This window comes from Exiguobacterium sp. s64, assembly GCF_018618035.1.
Taxonomy (GTDB): Bacteria; Bacillota; Bacilli; order Exiguobacteriales; family Exiguobacteriaceae; genus Exiguobacterium; species Exiguobacterium mexicanum_A.
The window spans coordinates 391,034-412,962 of sequence record NZ_JACSLH010000002.1; the positions used below are offsets into that span (position 1 = coordinate 391,034).

Sequence of the window (21,929 nt, forward strand, 5' to 3'; positions counted from 1 at the left end):
GCGTTTTCACTATGAATCGTCACATTTTTTTCACTTTTTTTACAGTTTCAGATTTGAAAAAGAGGGAAATTTGGTGTAGAGCTTGGAAAGGAGCTAAGACTATATGTTTGATTGGACAGACCTAGATAAATTTGTCATCTCATTTTTCATCATCTTACCGATTGTGACGATTATCCATCAATTCGGTCATTTCTTCTTCGCGAAACTATTTGGGGGTTCGCTCGACATGGAGATTGGGACCGGGAAAAAATTGTTTAAAATCGGACGCCTTCAATTTAACCGCGTTTATTTTTATGACGCCTGGTGCCAATTCAGTGACTTGAAGTACAGCAATCGCCTGACGCGGAGTCTCGTCTACGCGGGCGGTTCAATTTTTAACTTATCGAGCATCTTGCTCGTGAACGCCTTCATCTTGATGCGAGAGATCGAGCCGACAATTTACACGTATCAGTTTGCATACTTCTCGTTCTATTATGTCTTCTTCTCACTCTATCCGATTTACTATTCGAACGGCCATCCGAGCGACGGACGCGCCATCTTCGACACGTGGAAAAAAGGGAAGCCTGACTCAGACCCACTCAACTGAACAAAAAAAAGAAGGCGTCGTCAGTCGCCTTCTTTTTTCATGTCTTCAAATTGTTCGACGAGGCGGATCACTTGGGCCGACAAGTCGCCTAACGCACCGTTGTTGTTGATTAAAAAATCAGCCTGTTGTTTCTTCTCCTCGATTGGCATTTGCGCATGAATCCGAGCGAGCGCTTCTTCTTTCGTCAACCCGTTGCGCTCCATGAGACGCATCAGCTGAATCTCTTCACGGCAATAGACGACGACCGTATAATCGACGAGGTCCCGCATCGTTCCCTCGAACAAGAGCGGGATATCGAATATGACGACCGTCTCCCCTGCAGCCTCGTATCCGTGCATCTCCTCGAGCATCTCTTCTCGGATGGCCGGATGCATGAGCTGATTCAGTAACTGACGTTTTGTGTCATCATGAAAGATTTCTCGTCCGAGCGCCTGCCGGTTCAACTCGTCGCCCGTGAAACATTGCGGGAACGCCTCGCGGACGCCCGCGAACGCTTTGCCGCCAGGCTCGATGACGATCCGTGCCATCTTGTCGGCGTCGATGATCGGGATGCCCTGCTTTCGAAACAGTCTGGATACGGTCGACTTCCCTGTCGCAATCCCACCTGTCAAACCAATTTTCAACATCATGTCCACCTCTTACTGTTGGCAGTGCGGACAGTAATGTGTGCCCCGTCCGCCTAATTTCATCTTTTCAATCGGTCGGCCGCATCGCTTACACGGCTCCCCGGTCTGTCCATATACGTACAGTGTCTCTTGATACGTCCCGCTCGCCCCATCCGGATTCGTATAGCTCCGAATCGTGCTTCCGCCTCGTTCAATCGCTTCCGTCAATACGGCCACAGCCTCTTGATGCACCCGACGGACCTCGTCAAGCGAGAGTGTCGCTGCCGGACGGGTCGGATGGACACCGGACCGATATAACGTCTCATCGACATAAATATTGCCGAGCCCGACGAAAATCGATTGATCGAGCAGCGCCGTCTTGATTGCACGAACGTTCATCCGCTTCAGACGGCTGTGAAGCGTCTCCGCTGTCACTTCAGGATCGAACGGTTCGAGGGCGAGCAGCGACAATGGCGGTGTCACAAACAACTCTTCATTCGTCTTCAACTCCATCGTCCCGAACTTCCTGACATCGTTATAATGAAGCGTAGTCCCGTCCGTGAAGGTGAAGACGACATGCGTATGCTTGACCGGACTGACCATTTCGTCATGCGGGAAGAATTTTCCTTCCATTCGCAGATGCGAAACGAGATAGCCGTTCGTCAATTTGAACAAAATGAACTTGCCGCGTCGCTCCACGTCTTGAATCGTCTCGTCGAGCAACTGTTGTTTCCAAATCTCCGGTTCGTGACCTCGAATGATTTTTGCGTCGAGCACCTCGACATTTGCAATTGTTTTTCCCGAGACGAATGGCCGCAATCGGCGACAGACCGTCTCCACTTCTGGTAATTCTGGCATATCAAGTTCCTTTCTCGTCTTTATTTCGTATCAAACCATGTCTCACCGAACGAACCGTCCGCGCGAAGCGGCACGTCCAAGGTGACCGTGTGTTCCATCGCTTGTTTGACGATCGTCTCGAGCGAGTCCATTTCTTCTTTAGGTCCTTCAAAGATAAGTTCGTCGTGGACTTGAAGCAATAACTTCGACTGAAGTCCTGACTCACGGAGTGCCACGTCGACATCAATCATCGCTTTTTTGATAATATCGGCGGCCGTCCCTTGAATCGGCGTGTTGATCGCTGTGCGTTCCGCAAAACCGCGCAAGTTGAAGTTTCGAGAATGGATGTCCGGGATATTGCGGCGACGCTTCAGCATCGTTTCAACATAGCCGTGTTCCCGCGCTCGTTCGATCGCGGCATCCATGAACCGTTTCACACCCGGGAACTGCTCGAAATACGTATCGATGAACGTCTGTGCTTCTTTTCGGCTAATGCCGAGGTTTTGCGACAGTCCATAGTCGCTAATGCCATAAATGATGCCGAAGTTGACGGCTTTGGCTTGGCGACGCATGAGCGATGTCACTTCTTCTTTCGCGACTCGGAACACGTTGGCAGCCGTCGACGTATGGATATCCTCATCATGGAGGAACGCCTCGAGCATCTTCTCATCTTGCGACATGTGGGCCATGATCCGAAGCTCGATTTGCGAATAGTCGACCGCATACAGCATCCAGTCGGCCTCACTCGCGGTGAACGCCTTGCGAATGCGCCGCCCTTCTTCCAAGCGGATCGGGATGTTCTGTAAGTTCGGGTTGACCGAGGACAACCGTCCGGTCTGCGTCAACGTCTGCGTATAGCGGGTATGGATCTTCCCGTCGTCTTTGATGACTTTTTGCAAGCCTTCGACATATGTCGATTGCAACTTGCCGAGCTCACGGTAATGCATAATATGTTCGACGATCGGATGCAGCGGCGCGAGTTTCTCGAGCACGTCCGCTGCCGTCGAGTAACCGGTCTTCGTCTTTTTGACCGGTGGCAACGCCAACTTCTCGAATAGAATGACGCCGAGCTGTTTCGGCGAGTTGATATTGAACGTCTCACCGGCGAGACTATGAATCTCCGCCTCGAGTTGAAGCAACCGTTCCCGCAAATCGTCTTCCATCACTTTCAGCGTCGCCACGTCGACGTGAATCCCGGCCCACTCCATCTCTGCAAGCACCGAGGCGAGCGGACGTTCCAAATCTTCATAGAGCGACGTCTGTTCGTTTTGGTCGAGTTCTTTGCCGACGTTTACGAACAGCGTCAAGATCGCCATCGCCTTCTCGCCGAGATGTTGCTCGAGCACGTCCTGTTCCGGGACGTGCAGCTTCGCACCCTTGCCATAAACCGCCTCGTCTTCCGGTAACGTGTAATCGAAATGAGCGGCAATCGAATCGAGTGTCGTCCCGCCCGACAGGTTCAGCAAATATCCGGCGACGAGCAAATCGTCATAGCCTCGGAGCGTCACACCATGTCGCTTCAATTGGACGATCGTCTGTTTCGCATCGAGACAAATCGTGGCTCGGTTCTCGTCGGCCAACCAGTCTCGTACTGCCGGGACGTCTAAAAGCGACACATCGCCGACCGTCACGCCGGCTTTCGAGGCGATGGCCACACCGATGACCGGTTCTTCGAAATAGTCGTCACGGAGTTGCTCGAGGATGAGGACCGCTTCTGTCAAATCTTGCTTGTCGATCGCGATATGATTCACCTCACGCGCTTCGACCGCTTCCTCGCTCGACGCTTCAAGGTTCAGTTTGCTCAGAAGCGATTTGAACTGAAGGCTCATGAACAACGACTTCACTTTTCCAGCGTCATACGGATGGAACGTAAGGTCGTCCGTGCTTATATCGATTGGGACATCCGTATAGATCGTCGCCAATTGTTTCGACATGAGTGCTTCCCGCTCGTTCGCCTCGACTTTCTCTTTTTGTTTCCCTTTTAATTCATGCGTATGTTCATATAGTCCTTCGACAGATCCGTAAGCCGTGAGCAGTTTAAGCGCCGTCTTCTCACCAACCCCCGGGATTCCGGGGATATTATCGGACTTATCCCCCATTAAGCCTTTCAAATCGATCATTTGGAGCGGGGTGAGACCGTCATAGCGCTCTTTGAACGCCTTCGCGTCCATCGTCTCCACATCGGTGATCCCACGCTTCGTCAAATAGACGGTGACGCGATCGTCAATCAGTTGCAGTAAATCTTTATCCCCAGTGACGACCGTCACTTGATCGAACGCCTCATTTTTTGAGAGCGTCCCGATAATATCGTCGGCCTCGTACTGGTCGAGTTCGAGCACTTTGATCCCGAACGCCTCACAAACCTCGCGGACAATCGGGAATTGCTCGCGGAGTTCCCCTGGGGTCTTCTGCCGTCCCCCCTTATAGTCAGCATACGTGTCGTGCCGGAACGTCTTCTTCGACGCATCAAATGCGACCGCGAAATGCGTGGGTTGCTCATCTTCCATCAGTTTTAACAACATCATGGTGAACCCGTACACGGCATTCGTATTTCGACCGCTCGCATCCGTCATCGGAGGCAGCGCGAAAAACGCACGATATGTGAGTGAGTTTCCATCAAGAAGTAGTAGTTTATTCATTGGTCAACCTCCATTCTATCTGATTCCATCATATCATACGGGCACATGCGTTCGAAAAAAAAGACCCTTTTCTAGTAGCTAGAAAAGGGTCAATCTTCCTGACCGAGTGGAGATGAGCACCGGCCGGGACACGAGATGATGAAGAGGTCTCATCTATAGAGTAGCATCGCTTTGTAAAGTCGGTATGAACCCGACATGAATTCCATGTTAAGCGATTGGGAATTTGATTGTGAACGTTGTCCCAGCACCTTCGACACTATCCACGTGAATCGTCGCATGATGAAGGTCGATGATATGTTTGACGATGGCAAGACCGAGACCTGTCCCGCCGGAGTTCCGGCTCCGCGCTTTATCGACCCGGTAGAATCGTTCAAAGATTCGGCTCACTTCTTTCGGCGCGATGCCAATCCCGTTGTCTTTGACAATCAAATATGATCCGTCCGTTCTCTTTTCGACCGCGATTTCGACACGGCTGTCTTCCGGCGAGTAGTTGATGGCGTTGGCGACAAGGTTCAAGATGACTTGCTTGATTCGGTTCATGTCCGCCTGCAAGATGACTTCCCCGTCGTGGCGCGACTCCAAATGAATCGATTTCTGCTCCGCTTTCTGGCTCAACACGAGACACACTTCCTCAACGAGATGATTGAGCTGGACCGGGGTGAAGTCCAAATGGAAATCTTCACGTTCAAGCCGTGACAGCTCGAGTAAGTCCTCAACGAGCATTTGCATGCGCGTCGCTTCTTTTTGAATGATATCCAAAAATTGATCGCGCAACTCGGGCACTTCTTTTGCCCCGTCAAGGAGTGTCTCACTGAAACCTCGGATCGATGTGAGCGGCGTCTTCAACTCATGGCTGACGTTCGCGACGAAATCTTTCCGCATCTTCTCGAGTCGTTTCAATTCAGAAATATCGTTAAATAGGAGCGTCGTCCCGCGCAACATGCCTGTATCACTGAAGATTGGTGCGGCCGACACCATATACGTCTTTTGGTTGAATCCAGTTCGAATCGACAATTGACGGCGGTGGGGCTCTTCGGTCAAATAGACGTCCTCGATCAACGTCTCGACGTCCGGACTCGGTAAAATGCCGTGATAAAATTGACCAATCATCAAGTCGTCGTATTGGAACATGTCACGATATGAGCGGTTGACGAGCGTCACGATGCCACGTTCGTCGACCAAAAGCAACCCTGCCCCCATGTATTCGATGAGTGACTCGAGCCTTGCCCGTTGCACGGATTCACCAAGTGAGATCGTCTCCAAGTTACGGGCGAGAACGTTGATCGACCCGGCCAGACTGCCCGTTTCTTCATCATTGCGCAATTCGTACACACGGGCCCGATAGTTTCCGTCGGCAAGTTCACGTAACACGATTGTCGCCTCATCGATCGGTCGGATAAACTGATTCGTCAAATTATGCAACACGAACAAAATCAAGAAGAATGAGAAAATCAAGGCCAAGGCAATCGTCAGCCAAATCCGGTTATATACCCCTTCTAGATCGGAGACGTAGCGGATGAAACTGAGATACACCGTATCACCCGAGGAGAGTTCGATCGGTTTTGTGAACTGAATCAAATCCTCACGCGTCTCGTTCCCAAACGTCCCGTCGTCTGGGATTGAAGCAGCGTCCATCCGAAAATCGAACGAACCGACCCGAAACGGAGTCCCGGCAATCACTTCCATCCGGCGATTGAGGAGCAGAATGTCGAAACTGCTCTCGTCATCGATTTGCCGGACATAGTCTTGAATCGCCTCGAGGTCGCCTCCTTCTAAATATAAGGCGGCGAGCTCCGTGTCCTCTTTCAAACGATCGCGTTCGGAGTCCAAATAGAAGTCTTTGAACAATTGACCAAGCACGATCCCGAGGGTCAACAAGACGCCCGTCACGAGCAGGATGAGCGTCGTCAAAAAACGCGAGCGGTACGTCTTCATTCGGGCATCGGCTCTTCCATCTTATAGCCGAGACCGCGAATCGTTTTGATATATGTCGGTTTTTTCGTCACCGGTTCAATCTTTTCCCGAAGGTGGCTAATATGGACATCGACGATGCGCGTATCGCCGACGAAATCGTAATTCCAAATAGCCGATAAGAGTTGATCACGCGTCAAGACACGGCCTTTGTTTTTAGCAAGATAGGCCAACAGTTCGAACTCTTTTGGGGTCAACTCAAGCCGCTCCCCGTTTTTGAACACTTCATAGTTCGAAGCGATAATTTTCACGTCACCGATTTCAATGACGTCCGCGTCCACCGCCGGCACCTCTTGTGGAGCCGAACGCCGTAAGATCGCTTTGACCCGGGCCACAACTTCACGCGGACTGAACGGTTTCGTCAAATAATCATCTGCCCCTAGTTCGAGTCCGAGCACTTTATCGAACTCATCGTCTTTTGCCGTCAACATCAGGATCGGCGTGTTCACTTTCTGTTGGCGGAGTCGCTTACAAACTTCGAGACCATCCATCTCGGGCAACATCAAATCGAGGACGATCAATACCGCATCCTGCTTCTCGGCGAGTTCGAGACCGGTCTTCCCATCATGGGCCGTCTCAACCTCAAAACCGGCTTGCTCCAAATTGAATTTCAATAACGTCGCAATCGACACCTCGTCATCGACAACAATCACTTTTTCGGCCACGCTTAGTTCCTCCTCTAATCTATCTGTTCTGTCACGTACACTACCTATTTTACAAATCAATGCCACGTCCGACCAACATCAAAGCAAATCTTTACAAAAACAAAACAAATCCACGTTCTTCTTTCAGTGTAGCACGCGACCCTCAAAAACCAAGCGTACAAAAAACCTCGCCTGCTCAGCAGACGAGGTGACGAATCAGTTAAGGACGTTCAAGACGGAGCGGACCGATTCAGCCGAGCGCTCAAGCGCGGCCGTCTCCTCTTCCGTCAATTCAAGTTCGAGCACACGTTCAATCCCGTTCGCGCCAAGTATCGTCGGGACACCGAGATACAAGTCGTGGAAGCCGTACTCACCGTCGAGATACGCGATGGCCGGTAAAATACGTCGTTGATCTTTCAAAATCGCTTCGACCATCTCGACGATGGCCGCTGCCGGCGCATAGTAGGCCGATCCGTTCCCGAGTAGCTGGACGATTTCGCCGCCACCTTTACGGGTCCGATTGACGATCGCATCGATTCGGTCGCTCGGCAATAGCTTCTCGAGTGGGATGCCTCCCGCGTACGAGTAACGAATGAGCGGGACCATGTCATCCCCGTGCCCGCCGAGCACGAATCCAGAGACGTCCTTCACGGAGATATTCAACTCCGCAGCGACGAACGTCCGGAACCGGGCCGTATCAAGCACACCGGATTGACCGATCACGCGCTCTTTCGGGAAGCCTGACTCTTTGAAGGCGGCATACGTCATCGCATCGACCGGGTTCGTCAAGACGATGATAATCGCATTCGGTGAGTAGCGGGCCACTTCTTTCGTGACCGCCCGCATCACTTTGGCGTTCGTCGAGACGAGGTCGTCCCGGCTCATGCCAGGCTTGCGCGCGATTCCCGCTGTGATGACGACGATATCCGAATCCGCCGTGTCGGCGTAATCCGACGTCCCCGTGATCCACGAGTCAAACCCTTGAATCGGCGCCGTCTCTTGCATATCGAGCGCTTTTCCTTTCGTCGGGTTCTCGTTCTCTTTGATATCGAGCAGCACGACGTTACCGAGTTCTTTTTGAGCCAAATACAGTGCCGTCGTGGCCCCCGTGAATCCGCTACCGATCACCGAGATTTTATTGCGACGAATCATTGTGCTCTCCCCCTTGGTTTAGCTGATGTCTTACAAGTTTTTAATTAATTCATCCGCAAACTCTGAACACTTCACTTCTGTCGCGCCGTCCATAAGGCGGGCGAAATCGTATGTGACGACTTTCGAGGCAATCGTCTTCTCCATCGAGTTGATGATGAGGTCAGCCGCTTCGTTCCAGTTCATATGACGAAGCATCATTTCACCAGACAAGATGACTGATGACGGGTTGACCTTGTCGAGGCCGGCATATTTTGGTGCCGTACCGTGTGTCGCTTCAAAGATCGCATGGCCCGTCACGTAGTTGATGTTCGCTCCTGGCGCGATCCCGATTCCGCCGACTTGGGCAGCGAGTGCATCCGAGATGTAGTCCCCGTTCAAGTTCATCGTTGCCACGACATCGAATTCACGTGGACGTGTCAAAATCTGTTGCAAGAAGATATCGGCGATCGAATCTTTTACGATGATTTTGCCTTCCGCTTCTGCTTTCGATTGAGCTTCGTTTGCAGCCGCTTCGCCTGACTCTTCTTTGATGCGGTCGTACTGTGCCCATGTGAAGACTTTGTCGCCGTATTCTTCTTCTGCGAGCTCATAACCCCAGTTTTTGAAGGCGCCTTCTGTGAACTTCATGATGTTCCCTTTATGGACGAGCGTGAGCGATTTACGGTTGTTCGCGATCGCGTACTCGAGAGCCGCGCGAACAAGGCGTTTTGTTCCTTCAGACGAGATCGGTTTGATGCCGATTCCAGACGTTTCTGGGAAACGGATTTTGTTGACGTTCATCTCTTCTTTTAAGAATGAGATCAATTTTTTCACTTCGTCGCTGCCTGACGCGTACTCAATCCCAGCGTAGATATCTTCTGTGTTCTCACGGAAAATGACCATGTCTGTATCTTCTGGGCGCTTGACCGGTGATGGGACGCCTGTGAAGTAACGGACCGGACGCAAGCACGTGTACAAGTCAAGTTCTTGACGGAGTGCTACGTTGAGTGAACGAATTCCGCCGCCGACCGGTGTCGTCAATGGACCTTTGATGGCAATCAAATATTCACGGATTTGATCAAGTGTCTCGTTTGGAAGCCATTCGCCTTTTTGGTTGAAGGCCTTCTCCCCAGCGTACACTTCCATCCATTCGATTTTCTTCTCGCCGCCGTATGCTTTTTCGACAGCCGCATCAAAGACGCGCACCGATGCGTTCCAGATGTCTGGTCCTGTGCCGTCACCGATGATAAATGGAATCGTCGGTACGTTCGGTACGTTTAATACACCGTTTTCAACTGTGATTTTTTCGTTTTGTGTCAACATAATGAATCCCCCTAAGTACATTTATGTAGGCCGACGCGAACGCCGACCTACGTCAATTGTTAGTTTACCAAAGTTTATGTCTAAATTGTGACTCGATCTTCTCGTGTCGCGTCAATTAACGCTCATTCACCGGGACGTATGACCGGTTCGTCTCGCCAACGTACTCGGCGCGCGGACGAATTAAGCGGTTGTCCGCATACTGTTCGAGAATGTGGGCGATCCAGCCCGACATGCGTGAGACGGCGAAAATCGGTGTGAACAACTCTTCATCGAGACCGAGCGCATAATAAGTCGATGCTGAATAGAAATCAACGTTCGGCTTCAATCCTTTCTCTGTCTCGACGAGGTGATCGATCTTCTCAGACATCTCGTACCATTCCGGCTCGCCGATTTGGGCCGTCAGTTGGCGGCTCATCTCTTTCAAATGTTTCGCACGCGGGTCGCCGTCCTTATAGACACGGTGACCGAAGCCCATGATTTTCTCACGACGCTCGAACTTGCCGCGAACGTAGTCTTCGACTTTGTCGACCGAACCAATCTCGTGGAGCATTTTCATGACCGCCTCATTCGCACCGCCGTGAAGCGGGCCTTTGAGCGCTCCCATCGCTGCCGTCACGCCTGAGTAAATATCAGACAACGTGGCAACGCAGACGCGGGCCGTGAACGTCGAAGCGTTCAATTCATGGTCGGCGTGAAGGATGAGTGCCTTATCAATCGTTTTCTCGGCTACCTCACTTGGTTCTTCTCCGTTCAACATGTATAGGAAATTGGCCGCATACGACAAGCCAGGTTTCGGCGCAACCGGTTGTTCGCCTTTACGAAGACGAGCGAACGCCGTTACAATCGTCGCAATTTGAGCTTGGAGACGAATCGCTTTGCGCATGTTCGCTTCTGTACTCATATCTTCAGCCTCTTCATCATAAAGCGCGAGCTGTGAAAGGGCCGTCCGAATCGTCGCCATCGCATTGGCCGATTTCGGCGCCCGTTCGAGCGTCGCGATGACTTCTTCTGGTAATTTGGCTTCTTTCACGAGCGCTTCAGAGAGCTCAGTTAATTCATCTGCTTTTGGAAGACGGTCGTTCCATAATAGGAAAACAACCTCTTCAAAAGTGGCGTGGTCCGCCAAATCGTCGATTGTGTATCCTCCGTAAGTCAATTGTCCGTCGATGATCGAACTGACTTTTGAGGCCGCTGCCACAATTCCTTCTAATCCTTTTGTCGTTGACATCAATAACTCCCCCTCAGTCTTTAAAAGTGATCGACCGCATCATACAGTCTGTTGTGTAGGGAATAAGGGCGGGAAGTCGAACACTTTCCCCAATCCGTTTCGAGCTCGCTCCACCCTGTCCTTTATCTAGTATAAACAATTTACTGAAAAAAAGAAATGTAAGCGTATCCAACCGTCAAAAAATGTCAGAACCATTTTTCTAACAGGCTAAATCCACCTAAAATCAAAGCGGCGATCCCGGCTCCAATCAGCGGTCCAACCGGCACGCCTTTCATAAAACCGACGGCTAGGATAGTGCCCGCGAGGAGTGCCGTCGTCACGACTGGGTCCACTCGCATCAGTTGAACGCCTTGGGCCGCGGCGAGCGCGACGAAGATTCCTGAGCCGAAAGCGATGATGCCGACCGGCCCTTTAATACTATTCCACAATTCCCTAAACCCGATGTCACCGGTCGCAATCGGGACGAGCACGGCAATCGTGATAATCGTCACGCCCCAATGGATGCCTTTTGAGGCGAGCGTCGGAAACAGTTGATCACCGAATCCGATTGCTTTAATAATCAATAGGACGCTGCTGGCGATGATGATCGATTGGTTATGGGCAATGACGCCGATCAACACGAGCAACAATAAAAATAAATACGCACTCATCATAGTCTCTCTTTCTGAATGGAAAAAGAACCGACTCATGAGAGAGTCGGTTCGATTGGCATTCGATTACGCGTTGTAGATTTTACCAGTAAGTGGGTCGATCGAAATCATCTGTCCGTCACGGAACGTTGATGTCGCTGATTCGACACCGACGATGACCGGTTTACGGAGTGATGGTCCGACGATACCAGCATGGCTCGTCAATCCGCCGTCTTCAGTGATGATTCCAGCCGCTTTTTCAATCGCTGGCATCATTTCTTTATCTGTGAATGGTGCGACGAGGATCATGCCGTCTTTCGCTTTCGCATTCGCTTCGTCTGCATTGTTCGCAATGACGACTTCACCGACGAGACCGCGCTCACCGATCCCGCGTCCGTTTGCGAGGGCGTGACCGACGATATGAACTTTCATCATGTTTGTCGTACCCGCAGTCGCAGCCGGAATACCTGCCGAGATGACGACGAGGTCACCATCTGTGACGAATCCAGCGTGACGAGCCGCTTCTGAAGCTTGTACCAACATCTCATCCGTGTTGTTCGGCATCGTGTCAGCGACGATCGGGTACACGCCCCAAACGAGGTTCAATTGACGTGCCACACGCTCTGACTCTGTGACCGCGATGATGTTCGCCTCTGGACGATACTTCGCTGTACGAGCAGCCGTGTAACCTGATTGTGTCGGTGTCAAGATCGCTTTTGCGTTCAAGTTGATTGCCGTGTGGGCAACCGCTTGTGAGATTGCATCCGTGACCGTGTGCTCACTGCGCTTCTGACGATCTTTGAGCAAGTTTTTGTAGTCGAGCATTTGCTCAGTACGAACAGCGATTGCTGCTTGCATTTGAACTGACTCGATTGGGTAGTCCCCTGCTGCCGTCTCACCTGAAAGCATGACCGCATCCGTACCATCGAGGATGGCGTTGGCAACGTCAGATGCTTCCGCACGTGTTGGACGCGGGTTGCGTTGCATTGAATCAAGCATTTGTGTAGCCGTGATGACCGGTTTCCCGAGGTCGTTACACTTCTTGATCAATTCTTTTTGAACTGGTGTGACTTCTTCCGTTGGGATCTCGATTCCGAGGTCACCACGAGCGACCATCAAACCGTCAGAAATCGCCAAGATTTCGTCGATATTGTCGACACCTTCTTGGTTCTCGATTTTCGGATAGATTTTGATGTGTGACGCGTTGTTGCGTTCAAGAAGTTGACGAATCTCAACGACGTCAGACGCACGGCGGACGAACGATGCCGCGATGACATCGATGTCTTGTGAAATCCCGAACTCGATGTCGGCGATGTCTTTGTCTGTAAGGGCAGGAAGGTTTACCTTGACGTTAGGCAAGTTGACACCTTTCTTCGTCTTGATAACGCCTTCGTTTTCGATGACGCAGCGAAGATCACGGTTCGGGAGCTTCTCAACGACAAGGAGACCGATGAGTCCGTCATCGAGCATGATGCGTGACCCGACTTCAACGTCTTCGTAGAGACCTTCGTACGTGACCGAGAAACGATCTTTCGTTCCGACGATTTCTTCTGTCGAGACGATGATGACTTCTTTGCCTTTTTCGAGGAGTGCTTTTCCGTCTTCAAACGTATGTGTACGGATTTCAGGACCTTTCGTGTCAAGAAGAACCGTCACGACTTTGCCGGCAGCTTTTGCTGCTTCGCGGATGTCGCGGATACGTGCGCCGTGCTCTTCATAGTCACCGTGTGAGAAGTTGAGACGGGCGACGTTCATACCGGCTTCAATCATTTCCGGAAGACGTTTCTCTGAAGCTGGTCCAATCGTACATACAATTTTCGTTCTACGCATAAATAAAAACCTCCTAGGGGATGTATTACATTTACACACAGAAAACGGGGGGTCAACCGACCTGATCCCGTCTCTGTGGAGTTCACTGGTACTCGTTAAATCGAAAGTTGGTTCGAAAGATCGATCAACTGCATATCGAGCGTGTGCTTGTTGTGGTCGAGCGCTTCGTCGATATCGAGATCTATCATCTTACCGGCACGAATACCGACGACACGTCCTGCCTTGCCTTCGAGTAAAATCTCGACAGCGTAAGCACCCATGCGGCTCGCAAGCACGCGGTCCGCAGCAGTCGGGGAACCGCCACGTTGAATGTGTCCAAGAATCGTCACGCGTGTATCTGAGTTTGTCTTCTCAGCGATCATTTTTCCGATCTCTTCCGCACTGCCGGCGCCTTCAGCGACGACGACGATCGAGTGTTTCTTACCGCGAGCCACACCATGGTTGATGCGTTCCACGATCGCACTCAAGTCTTCTGGACGTTCTGGGACAAGGATTGACTCGGCACCACCGGCAAGACCGGCATAAAGTGCGATATCACCTGCGTCACGGCCCATCACTTCAATGACATACGTCCGTTCATGCGACGACGCCGTGTCACGGATTTTGTCAATCGCGTCAAGCGCCGTGTTGAGCGCTGTGTCGAATCCGATTGTCGCATCTGTACCCGGGATATCGTTGTCGATCGTTCCCGGCAGACCAATTGTTGGGAAACCGAGTTCTGTCAACTTTTGGGCGCCACGGTATGAACCGTCTCCACCAATTACTACGAGCGCGTCGATGTCGAATTTCTTCAACTGCTCGACCGCTTTCGCACGACCCTCTTCCGTTCTAAACTCAGGGCAACGGGCCGAACGTAAGAATGTTCCTCCGCGTTGAATGATATCGCCGACCGAACCGAGGTTCAATTCGACAAGATCTCCTTCGATTAGACCTTGATAGCCGTTATACACACCGTACACTTCTAGACCTTCGAAAATTGCTTTTCGGGTCACGGCACGGACTGCAGCGTTCATTCCAGGGGCGTCTCCCCCACTTGTCAATACCGCAATACGTTTTAAATTCACGTCACTCACCTCTTATGTGTTTTAACGAAATCTGAAAATAAAATACCATGTCTGACCTTTGTTTTACAACACAAGTATGTGAAAAAAAAGCATGGGGTGTGCTCAAAATCAGTCATCTCGTGAGTGGATGAACGTGAACATGAAGCGGTTGTTAACGTTTTCACGAGCCAATTGTGCCAATTTGATGATATTTGGCGGCCCGCCCTTGCAACAACTCATTTTGAGTCCGGCCTCGCAACTCCGTCATGTGTTGTGCTAATACAGGCTTTAAGAGTGATGACTGTAATGACACATCGATGTGGGCGCCGCCGAATACCTCGGTGACGACTTCATCGACAATCCCTAGATTCAGCAAATCTTGTGCTGTGATCTTCATCGTTTCCGCTGCGCGTTCTGCAAGCTTCGCGTCTTTCCATAAGAGCGCGGCGGCGCCTTCCGGTGAAATGACCGAGTACGTGCTGTTCTCTAACATGAGCAGACGGTCACAGACACCAATCCCGAGCGCTCCGCCCGATCCGCCTTCTCCGATGACGATCGAGATAATCGGCACTTTCAACGTCGCCATCTCGAACAAGTTGCGTGCAATCGCCTCGCTTTGTCCACGCTCTTCGGCGGCTTTCCCAGGATAAGCGCCTTTCGTATCGATGAACGTGATGACAGGACGATTGAACTTTTCCGCTTGCTTCATAAAGCGAAGCGCTTTGCGATAGCCTTCTGGATGCGGCATCCCAAAGTTACGTTTCATGTTCTCTTTCGTATTACGACCTCGTTGATGGCCGATAATCGTCACCGCTTTCCCGTCGAGTGTTGCCAATCCCGTTACGATGGCAGCATCATCATAGCCGTGACGGTCACCGTGCAACTCGATGAAATCTGGAAACAGTTGGGTGATATAATCGAGCGTCGTCGGCCGTTTCGGGTTACGCGCCAGTTGCACGCGATCCCACGGTTTCATATTCCCATAAATGTCTTTTTCTAATCGATGAAGCTTTGCTTCAAGATGACGGATTTCTCGAGATAAGTCGATGCCTTTCGTCTCTGCCGTCTCGCGCAGCTTCCCGAGCTGTTCGTTTACTTCTTTGATTGGATCAAACATGATGGACCTCCCCGCCGTGTAACTCGATCATCTTTTTCAAGAACGAACGCATCTGTTCACGGTGAACGACGGCGTCCAGTTGCCCCGCTTCTAACAAGAACTCGGCAGTTTGAAAGTTGTCTGGCAATTTCTCACGAATCGTCTGTTCGATGATGCGGCGCCCGGCGAAGCCGATCAACGCCCCAGGTTCGGCGACGTTCACATCCCCGAGCATCGCGAAACTGGCTGATACGCCACCTGTCGTCGGGTGCGTCAAGTAGGCGACGTACAAGAGGCCGGCCTCGTCATGTTGTTTCAACGCAATCGACGTATTGGCCATCTGCATCAAGCTGACCATGCCTTCTTGCATGCGCGCTCCGCCTGAAGCGGTGAACAGGACGACCGGCAATCGTTCTTTCGTCGCGGTCCGGACGGCCGAGGCGATCGCTTCTCCGACATACCCCCCCATCGATCCCATACGGAAGCGGGCATCCATGACGCAGACGACGACTGGGAGCCCATCGATCGTGGCGCGGCCACAGACGATGGCTTCTTCAATCCCAGTTCGCTCCCTGTCTTTTTTCAATTTATCTTCATAATCTGGAAAATCAAGCGGGTTCTCTTTGACGATCGGTCCCGCAAATTTTTCAAACGATTGACCGTCGACCAACATGTGAATCCGCTCATCTGCACTGAGCGGGAAATGGTAGCCGCAATCACACACTTTATGATTTTCGTTTAACTGTTTCGTGTAATGCATATATTTACAGGATGGACATTTTGTCATCAAGCCTTGTGGTGCGTCAATTTTTGGTTCTCGTTGACGCAAAGGCATATATCGTTTCGGTTTCTTGAAAAAAGCAGTCATCGCTTCCCCCTCGTTCATTCCGGCATCCCCGCCTCACGCCACATCTCCAACAATCGTCTACGTTCATCTTCAGTATACAAGTCGCCCGCGTCCGTCCCGTCATAAAATCGGTTTACTTCACTCCAAATTCGAATGAACAGTTCATTCTTCAATCCGAAGATGAGATGCTGCCGGAAGGCACGGTCCGTCTCCACACTCCCCTCGAGCAACGCGATGCGTTCCGGGGTCGGTTCGACTTCCGTCAACGCCAAGCGTTCGAGCAGTCGCAACATATCGACAATGTCCGACGCCTTCGTCTGTTTCGTGACGATAAACTCTGACAAAATCTCAATATATCGATGGCGATCTTGCTCACATAAAAACGTGCCGCCGCCATGTCTCGTCTCAACGATTCCAAGGAAGCTGAGTGCCCGTAACGCTTCACGGACCGAGGCACGGCTGATGGATAGGGTCTCGGCGAGTTCCCGTTCTGACGGGAGACGGTCGCCTGGCTCGAGTGAGGCTTGGACGATCAACGTTCTAATTTTAGAAATATTTTCGTGAAATGAGGATGCGTGTTTTCCATGCATCTGACCGTTCAACTCCCTTTTTAGATGGCATTTTCTCTAAAGTGGTCAGACCAATTGATTAGATTATACCACTTTTTATGACTTGGTACTAGTTTTCGTACCGGGCAATTTCGAGTCGACCCGCTTCAACACGACATCCGTTTCACCAAACCGTTGTTTCAACGCCAAGAGCAATGACTCCGTCGGATTGACCGCATACGCCGAGGCAAGTTGCTTCACTTCCTTTGAATCCGAGAACCGACAAATAACCGGCACATCCCCTTTGGACGTATGGAGCAACTCTTCGAGGTCGGCGAACGACTCCAAACGCAGCCGGACAAAGAGCGCTTGTCCATGGAGCGGCCGGACCCGCTCGACGACGAGTTGACGCCGTCCGTCCCGTTCATTTGGATGCACCTCGAGCAAGAGGACGTTCCCGACGTAAAGCGAGCGCGAAAATTGCGCGAACACCCGTGGGAAGATGACGACCTCATCTTGCGACACACCGTCATCGACCATGACGACACCCATCTCTTCGTTCTTCTTCGTCTTGAACGTACGAATCGCGTCCACATAGACGACGATGAATCCGCGTTCGCCATGGAGCACTTCATCAATCGTCACCGTCTCGATCGAGAGCGGCGCGACCGTCGTCAATGGCGAATGGACGATCCACGTCCCGAGCGCCTCTCGTTCTTCCTCGGACCAATTCGGCTCAATCGGCGCGGATCGTTTTAATCCGAGCGCGGACAACTCATCCGGGAGCAGATGCGTCTCCGTCTCCTCGCGAAGCCGTTCGACCGCTTCAAAGGCACGTCGACGCTCACCGTGGTACATCCGATCCAACGCCCCAGCACCGAGCAGGCGTCGCAGTTTCATATGGTCTTTCGTTCCCCAGTCCATGAGTTCAAGCAGACGCTTCACATCCGTGAACTCGGCATGATGCTCAATCAACCGCTCGACATCGCGTTTCGTCAACCCTTGGACCGCCTTCAGTCCGAGGCGCACGCCGGGTCCTTCTAAAAAGGCGGCGGCTTGGCCGTGCAGAACGTCGGGCGGATAGACAGGAATTTTCCCTTTCCGCAACATGCGGACGAGCTGATTCGTCTTGTCGTACGTCACGAGGTAGAAGATCCGTTCAAAGTGCGCCTTCACATAAGCTAGACGGTAACTGATCAAACTGTAGGCGACGGCGTGGGAACGGTTGAAGCCGTAACCTGCGAACTTCTCGATCCACGAGAACACTTGCCGCATCGAGTCACTGTCGAACCGCTCCGACGAACGTTCTAAGAAGCGCGCTTTCTCGACGTCAATCGCTGCCACGTCTTTTTTAGCGATGGCGCGGCGTATCAAATCCGCCTCGGCGTATGAATACCCCGCGAGCTCCCGCAACAAGCGCATGACTTGTTCCTGATAAACGAGCACACCGTTCGTCGTTCGCATGATGTCGCCGACGACCGGATGGACCGCTTGATAAGGCATCCCATGCTTGCGCTTCGCATACGTATCGATGAACTGCATCGGCCCCGGACGATAGAGCGACATCGTGACAACGATATCCTCGAACTCGGTCGGCTTCACTTGCCGAAGCGCTTGTTTCATCCCTTCCGACTCAAATTGGAAAATCCCATCCGTGTCACCCCGGGCGAGCACGCGGAACGTCTTGGCGTCATTCAATGGGATCGTCTTCAACGAGAACAGTTCATCCGTCTCCCGAATCAACGCCTCCATCTGCCGGAGCCTCGTCAAGTTGCGCAGGCCGAGCAAATCGATTTTCAACAGACCGAGCGCTTCGAGATCCTTCATATTATATTGGGTCACTTGCTCCCCTGTCGTCGGCTGCAACGGTGTGATCGCATCAAGTGCCTCCCGGCTGAGCACAAGTCCGGCCGCATGGACCGAAGCTTGACGCGGTAACCCTTCCAACTCGGAGGCGATTTTCAAGAGCTGCGAGCGCTTTTGACTGCCGGCGAACCATTTCACTTTCGAAGGGTTGGCCAAAATCCCGGCCAGCCCGTCATCTTTTACTTGTTTGCTGGCCGCTTGTCCTTCTTCAAGCGTCAGACCGAGCGCCCGCGCGACATCCCGTAACGCCGCCTTTGCACCGAACGTGGCGAGCGTACCGATTTGGGCCGCATGGTTTTCACCATACTTCTCCAACACGTAGCGAACGACCTCATCGCGTCGTTCATCCTCGAAGTCCAAGTCGATATCCGGCATCGTGATTCGTTCCGGATTCAAAAATCGTTCGAACAAGAGACCGAACCGGACTGGGTCGACCTCGGTGATGTGAAGCGCGAAACTGACGAGCGACCCGGCCGCGGAACCACGACCCGGACCGACCTCGATCCCTTGTTCCTTCGCATAGCGAACGATATCCTCGACGATGAGGAAGTAAGAGGCGAAACCCGTCCGCGCGATGATATCGAGTTCATAGCGGGCCCGTTCAATATAATCTTCTTGGAATAGGTCGAGCGCCTTTAAGCGGTCGGCAACGAGTCGCTTCAACCGGTCGATGGCACCTTCGAATTCTGGGATGGATGTTGTCGCTTGCGGCAACCGAGTGACGGACACGAGAGATTCGAATCGGTCGAGTGCCTCGAGTTCGATCGGTTCAAACCAATCGTTCATCTCACTCGGTAGGCGGACGTATTTCCCTTTCTGGTGAACGTCTTCTTGCGAGATGAGCTCTCCTTCGCCGATGGCGACGATGGCACGATACGCCTCGAAATCTTCTGGGCGCATGTAACACGTCTCGGGGGCCGGCACGAGCTTCGTGCCGAGCTCCTCCCGCATCTCGCGGAGCTGTCTGAGCATCAACGTCTGCTCCGTCGTTTGGGGCGCCGGCAATCCGAGCCATAGTTTCTCCTCGTTCACGTAACCGAGCAGATGGTTATACAAGCGCCTGCGGTGAACTGGGTCGTTCGTCTTCCAATTCTCCGGTAAGACGACTACCGCCAGTTCGGTCGTCTCGGTCACTCCATCGGCCTGCACAAGGCGATACAGTTCCGGCAACTGCTCCTCGGTCAACGCGTAGACGAGGACAGACACGTCAAACCCGTCCATCCGCAACGTGGTCCGCAACCCGATGACAGGTTTGACCGCATAGCGTTCGCACAATCGGACGAACTGCGGCAAGCCGTATAATGCATCGTCAGCGAGCGCGACGGCCCGACTCCCTCTCTCAGCCATCAGCGCGACGTATTGTTCAAGTCGAATCGTGCTCTGCATCAAACTAAAAGCCGATCGTACATTCAAGTGGATCACAAGATCCCCCCTTTCTTTTTTTCACAATTGTCAAACTCATTCCGGCACTTGTCTGATACAATAATTATAGACAAAACTTCTCCTAAAAGGGGGTATAAACCGTATGATTATTAATCGGGGCAAAATCGCACGTGACAAGCTCGAAAATTTACAGAACGGCCAGACCGTCTTCGCCGATAGCCCGGAGATTATCGACCGACTCCGCCGCTATATCGCCGAGTATCAACTCGACGTCGTCGAGGACGTGACCGACCGCGGCACATGGTTCATCCCACAAGATCAGGACAAAAGCTGAAGAGAGCTGACCAACGGGTCAGCTCTCTTCTGTTTCGAACGTGAACGGTGCCGCGACTTCATCAAGTGCCGCAATCACTTCGTCCATCTCTTCCCATGTATCAATCGTGGCACCGGCTGCCATCGGATGGCCGCCACCGCGATAGCGTTTCGCCACTTCATTGATAACCGGCCCTTTCGAACGGATTCGCACCCGAATCTCATCTTTGTTCTCGACGAACATGACCCAGCACTTCAATCCTTCGAGTCCTGAGAAACTGTTGACGAGCAACGATGCCGCTTCCGGTGTCGCGTGGAACGTCCGCAAGACGTCCGCATCGATTTTGACGTAGCCGACACCCGCTTCTGTCACGTTGACGTTTTGAAGCACATAGCCTTGGAGTTGTAACGTCGCCAAGTTCGTCTTATACATTTGACGATACAACCGATTCGTATCGATGCCGTAGTTGATCAATTCGGCGGCGACCTCAAACGTGCGCGGCGTCGCATTGCGGAACTGGAACCGTCCCGTGTCGCCGACAATCCCGGCGAACAACAAGAATGCGGACGCCTCGTCAAGGGCAAGCCCCCAGATTCCCGCAAGTTCAGCAATCATCTCCGACGTCGAACTGACCGTCGTGTCGACGATTTGATGGGTCGCATACGCGTCCTCATCAGGGTGGTGATCGATTTTGACGACCGTCTTGCCTGTCAAGGCGTGCGGCCCATCGATTCGTTCGTGGTTAGCCGTGTCGAGCACGATGACGAGCGCGTCTTTGTACATGTCGGCTTCAACATGCTCCATCTTGCCTAAAAATTCTAAGTCGTGGACTATGCCGCCGACGACGTAAATCCGTTTTTCCGGATAAGCGACCTCTAACATCCGCTTCAACCCTAGCTGACTGCCGAGCGCGTCAGGGTCAGGACGGACGTGTCGGTGGATCATGATCGTATCCGCCGCTTCAATCAATTTCAATATCGTTGCTGCCTCTGGCCAGTGTGCCATCGCCATTCCTCGCTTTCTTGAACACTATTCTATGGTATGATGATAACAGATTACACGTCTGAAAGGGGTTTCTTCACTTGGGTCAATTAATTATGATCGGACTCATTTTGTTTTCGTTAGGTGCCTATTTCGTTTCTAAACGACGCGCCTATTTGACGAAGACACCATACCGGAAAGCGCTCTTTAACACGCAAGCGCTCATCTGGTTGAGCCTGTTCCTCGCACTTTTCGCCGTCAACCAAATGATCGGCGGCCTCGGGCTCGGCTCGACGATCGGTTGGATCGTCAGCATCGCCATGCTCGTCCTAGGGCTAGGCAATGCCGTCGTCGGGTTCATCCGGTACCGTAAAATCTATCCGCTCGCGAACGAAGAGCCGATCAAACAAGCATAAGGGCAGACAGAAA

General features: G+C 52.1%; 19 protein-coding genes. 3 read left to right on the forward strand and 16 right to left on the reverse strand.

Annotation, left to right across the window (positions count from 1 at the left end):
- Nucleotides 1-103 precede the first annotated feature (103 nt).
- Nucleotides 104-586 carry a site-2 protease family protein gene (locus KNP64_RS05595; RefSeq protein ID WP_138859201.1) on the forward strand — a complete coding sequence of 161 codons (483 nt, stop codon included), beginning with the start codon at nt 104-106 and terminating at the stop codon, nt 584-586.
- 20 nt (nt 587-606) lie between these two features.
- On the opposite strand, the gene coaE is transcribed toward KNP64_RS05595, so the two are convergent.
- The 15 genes from coaE to dnaE all read right to left on the reverse strand — a co-directional run bounded on the left by coaE (nt 607) and on the right by dnaE (nt 20,245).
- On the reverse strand, nt 607-1,212 hold the full coding sequence (gene coaE, locus KNP64_RS05600; protein ID WP_138859200.1) for a dephospho-CoA kinase: 606 nt from the start codon (nt 1,210-1,212) through the stop codon (nt 607-609).
- A 12-nt stretch (nt 1,213-1,224) separates the two neighbouring features.
- Complete coding sequence (gene mutM / locus KNP64_RS05605; RefSeq protein WP_138859199.1) at nt 1,225-2,049, reverse strand: DNA-formamidopyrimidine glycosylase; 825 nt, start codon at nt 2,047-2,049, stop codon at nt 1,225-1,227.
- 20 nt (nt 2,050-2,069) lie between these two features.
- The gene (gene polA / locus KNP64_RS05610; protein ID WP_138859198.1) at nt 2,070-4,667 is read right to left on the reverse strand and encodes a DNA polymerase I; all 2,598 of its coding nucleotides are present in this window, start codon (nt 4,665-4,667) and stop codon (nt 2,070-2,072) included.
- A 207-nt stretch (nt 4,668-4,874) separates the two neighbouring features.
- Entirely contained in the window at nt 4,875-6,602 is a 1,728-nt protein-coding gene (gene pnpS / locus KNP64_RS05615) for a two-component system histidine kinase PnpS (RefSeq protein ID WP_138859197.1), read from the reverse strand.
- Entirely contained in the window at nt 6,599-7,303 is a 705-nt protein-coding gene (locus tag KNP64_RS05620; RefSeq protein WP_034778217.1) for a response regulator transcription factor, read from the reverse strand. Before KNP64_RS05620 ends, pnpS begins: the two co-directional genes overlap by 4 nt.
- Nucleotides 7,304-7,498: 195 nt before the next feature.
- Nucleotides 7,499-8,434, reverse strand: coding sequence for a malate dehydrogenase (gene mdh / locus KNP64_RS05625; RefSeq protein WP_138859196.1), 936 nt, complete (start codon nt 8,432-8,434; stop codon nt 7,499-7,501).
- A 30-nt stretch (nt 8,435-8,464) separates the two neighbouring features.
- Nucleotides 8,465-9,733 carry an NADP-dependent isocitrate dehydrogenase gene (gene icd, locus KNP64_RS05630; RefSeq protein ID WP_214792096.1) on the reverse strand — a complete coding sequence of 423 codons (1,269 nt, stop codon included), beginning with the start codon at nt 9,731-9,733 and terminating at the stop codon, nt 8,465-8,467.
- A 118-nt stretch (nt 9,734-9,851) separates the two neighbouring features.
- Nucleotides 9,852-10,964: a citrate synthase gene (gene citZ, locus KNP64_RS05635; protein ID WP_034778221.1), complete on the reverse strand. Its 1,113-nt coding sequence runs from the start codon at nt 10,962-10,964 to the stop codon at nt 9,852-9,854.
- Nucleotides 10,965-11,149: 185 nt separating this feature from the next.
- Entirely contained in the window at nt 11,150-11,614 is a 465-nt protein-coding gene (locus KNP64_RS05640; protein ID WP_214711711.1) for a DUF441 domain-containing protein, read from the reverse strand.
- Between the two features lie 66 nt (nt 11,615-11,680).
- Entirely contained in the window at nt 11,681-13,423 is a 1,743-nt protein-coding gene (gene pyk, locus KNP64_RS05645; RefSeq protein ID WP_138859194.1) for a pyruvate kinase, read from the reverse strand.
- Nucleotides 13,424-13,518: 95 nt separating this feature from the next.
- Nucleotides 13,519-14,487: a 6-phosphofructokinase gene (pfkA, locus tag KNP64_RS05650; RefSeq protein ID WP_214706362.1), complete on the reverse strand. Its 969-nt coding sequence runs from the start codon at nt 14,485-14,487 to the stop codon at nt 13,519-13,521.
- A gap of 160 nt (nt 14,488-14,647) precedes the next feature.
- Nucleotides 14,648-15,583: an acetyl-CoA carboxylase carboxyltransferase subunit alpha gene (locus tag KNP64_RS05655; protein ID WP_138859193.1), complete on the reverse strand. Its 936-nt coding sequence runs from the start codon at nt 15,581-15,583 to the stop codon at nt 14,648-14,650.
- Nucleotides 15,576-16,430, reverse strand: coding sequence for an acetyl-CoA carboxylase, carboxyltransferase subunit beta (accD, locus tag KNP64_RS05660; RefSeq protein WP_214763251.1), 855 nt, complete (start codon nt 16,428-16,430; stop codon nt 15,576-15,578). Before accD ends, KNP64_RS05655 begins: the two co-directional genes overlap by 8 nt.
- 14 nt (nt 16,431-16,444) lie before the next feature.
- Complete coding sequence (locus KNP64_RS05665; RefSeq protein WP_034778231.1) at nt 16,445-16,999, reverse strand: FadR/GntR family transcriptional regulator; 555 nt, start codon at nt 16,997-16,999, stop codon at nt 16,445-16,447.
- Between the two features lie 75 nt (nt 17,000-17,074).
- Nucleotides 17,075-20,245 carry a DNA polymerase III subunit alpha gene (gene dnaE / locus KNP64_RS05670; RefSeq protein ID WP_214763252.1) on the reverse strand — a complete coding sequence of 1,057 codons (3,171 nt, stop codon included), beginning with the start codon at nt 20,243-20,245 and terminating at the stop codon, nt 17,075-17,077.
- A 103-nt stretch (nt 20,246-20,348) separates the two neighbouring features.
- Here dnaE and KNP64_RS05675 point away from each other — a divergent pair, with 103 nt between their 5' ends.
- Complete coding sequence (locus tag KNP64_RS05675; protein ID WP_034778236.1) at nt 20,349-20,540, forward strand: YtzJ family protein; 192 nt, start codon at nt 20,349-20,351, stop codon at nt 20,538-20,540.
- Between the two features lie 18 nt (nt 20,541-20,558).
- Here KNP64_RS05675 and KNP64_RS05680 read toward each other — a convergent pair whose 3' ends face one another.
- Nucleotides 20,559-21,524 carry a DHH family phosphoesterase gene (locus tag KNP64_RS05680; protein ID WP_214791838.1) on the reverse strand — a complete coding sequence of 322 codons (966 nt, stop codon included), beginning with the start codon at nt 21,522-21,524 and terminating at the stop codon, nt 20,559-20,561.
- A gap of 77 nt (nt 21,525-21,601) precedes the next feature.
- On the opposite strand from KNP64_RS05680, the gene KNP64_RS05685 reads away from it, so the two are divergent.
- A complete protein-coding gene (locus tag KNP64_RS05685; protein ID WP_233004412.1) occupies nt 21,602-21,916 on the forward strand; it encodes a YtpI family protein in 315 nt (104 codons plus the stop codon).
- Nucleotides 21,917-21,929 lie beyond the last annotated feature (13 nt).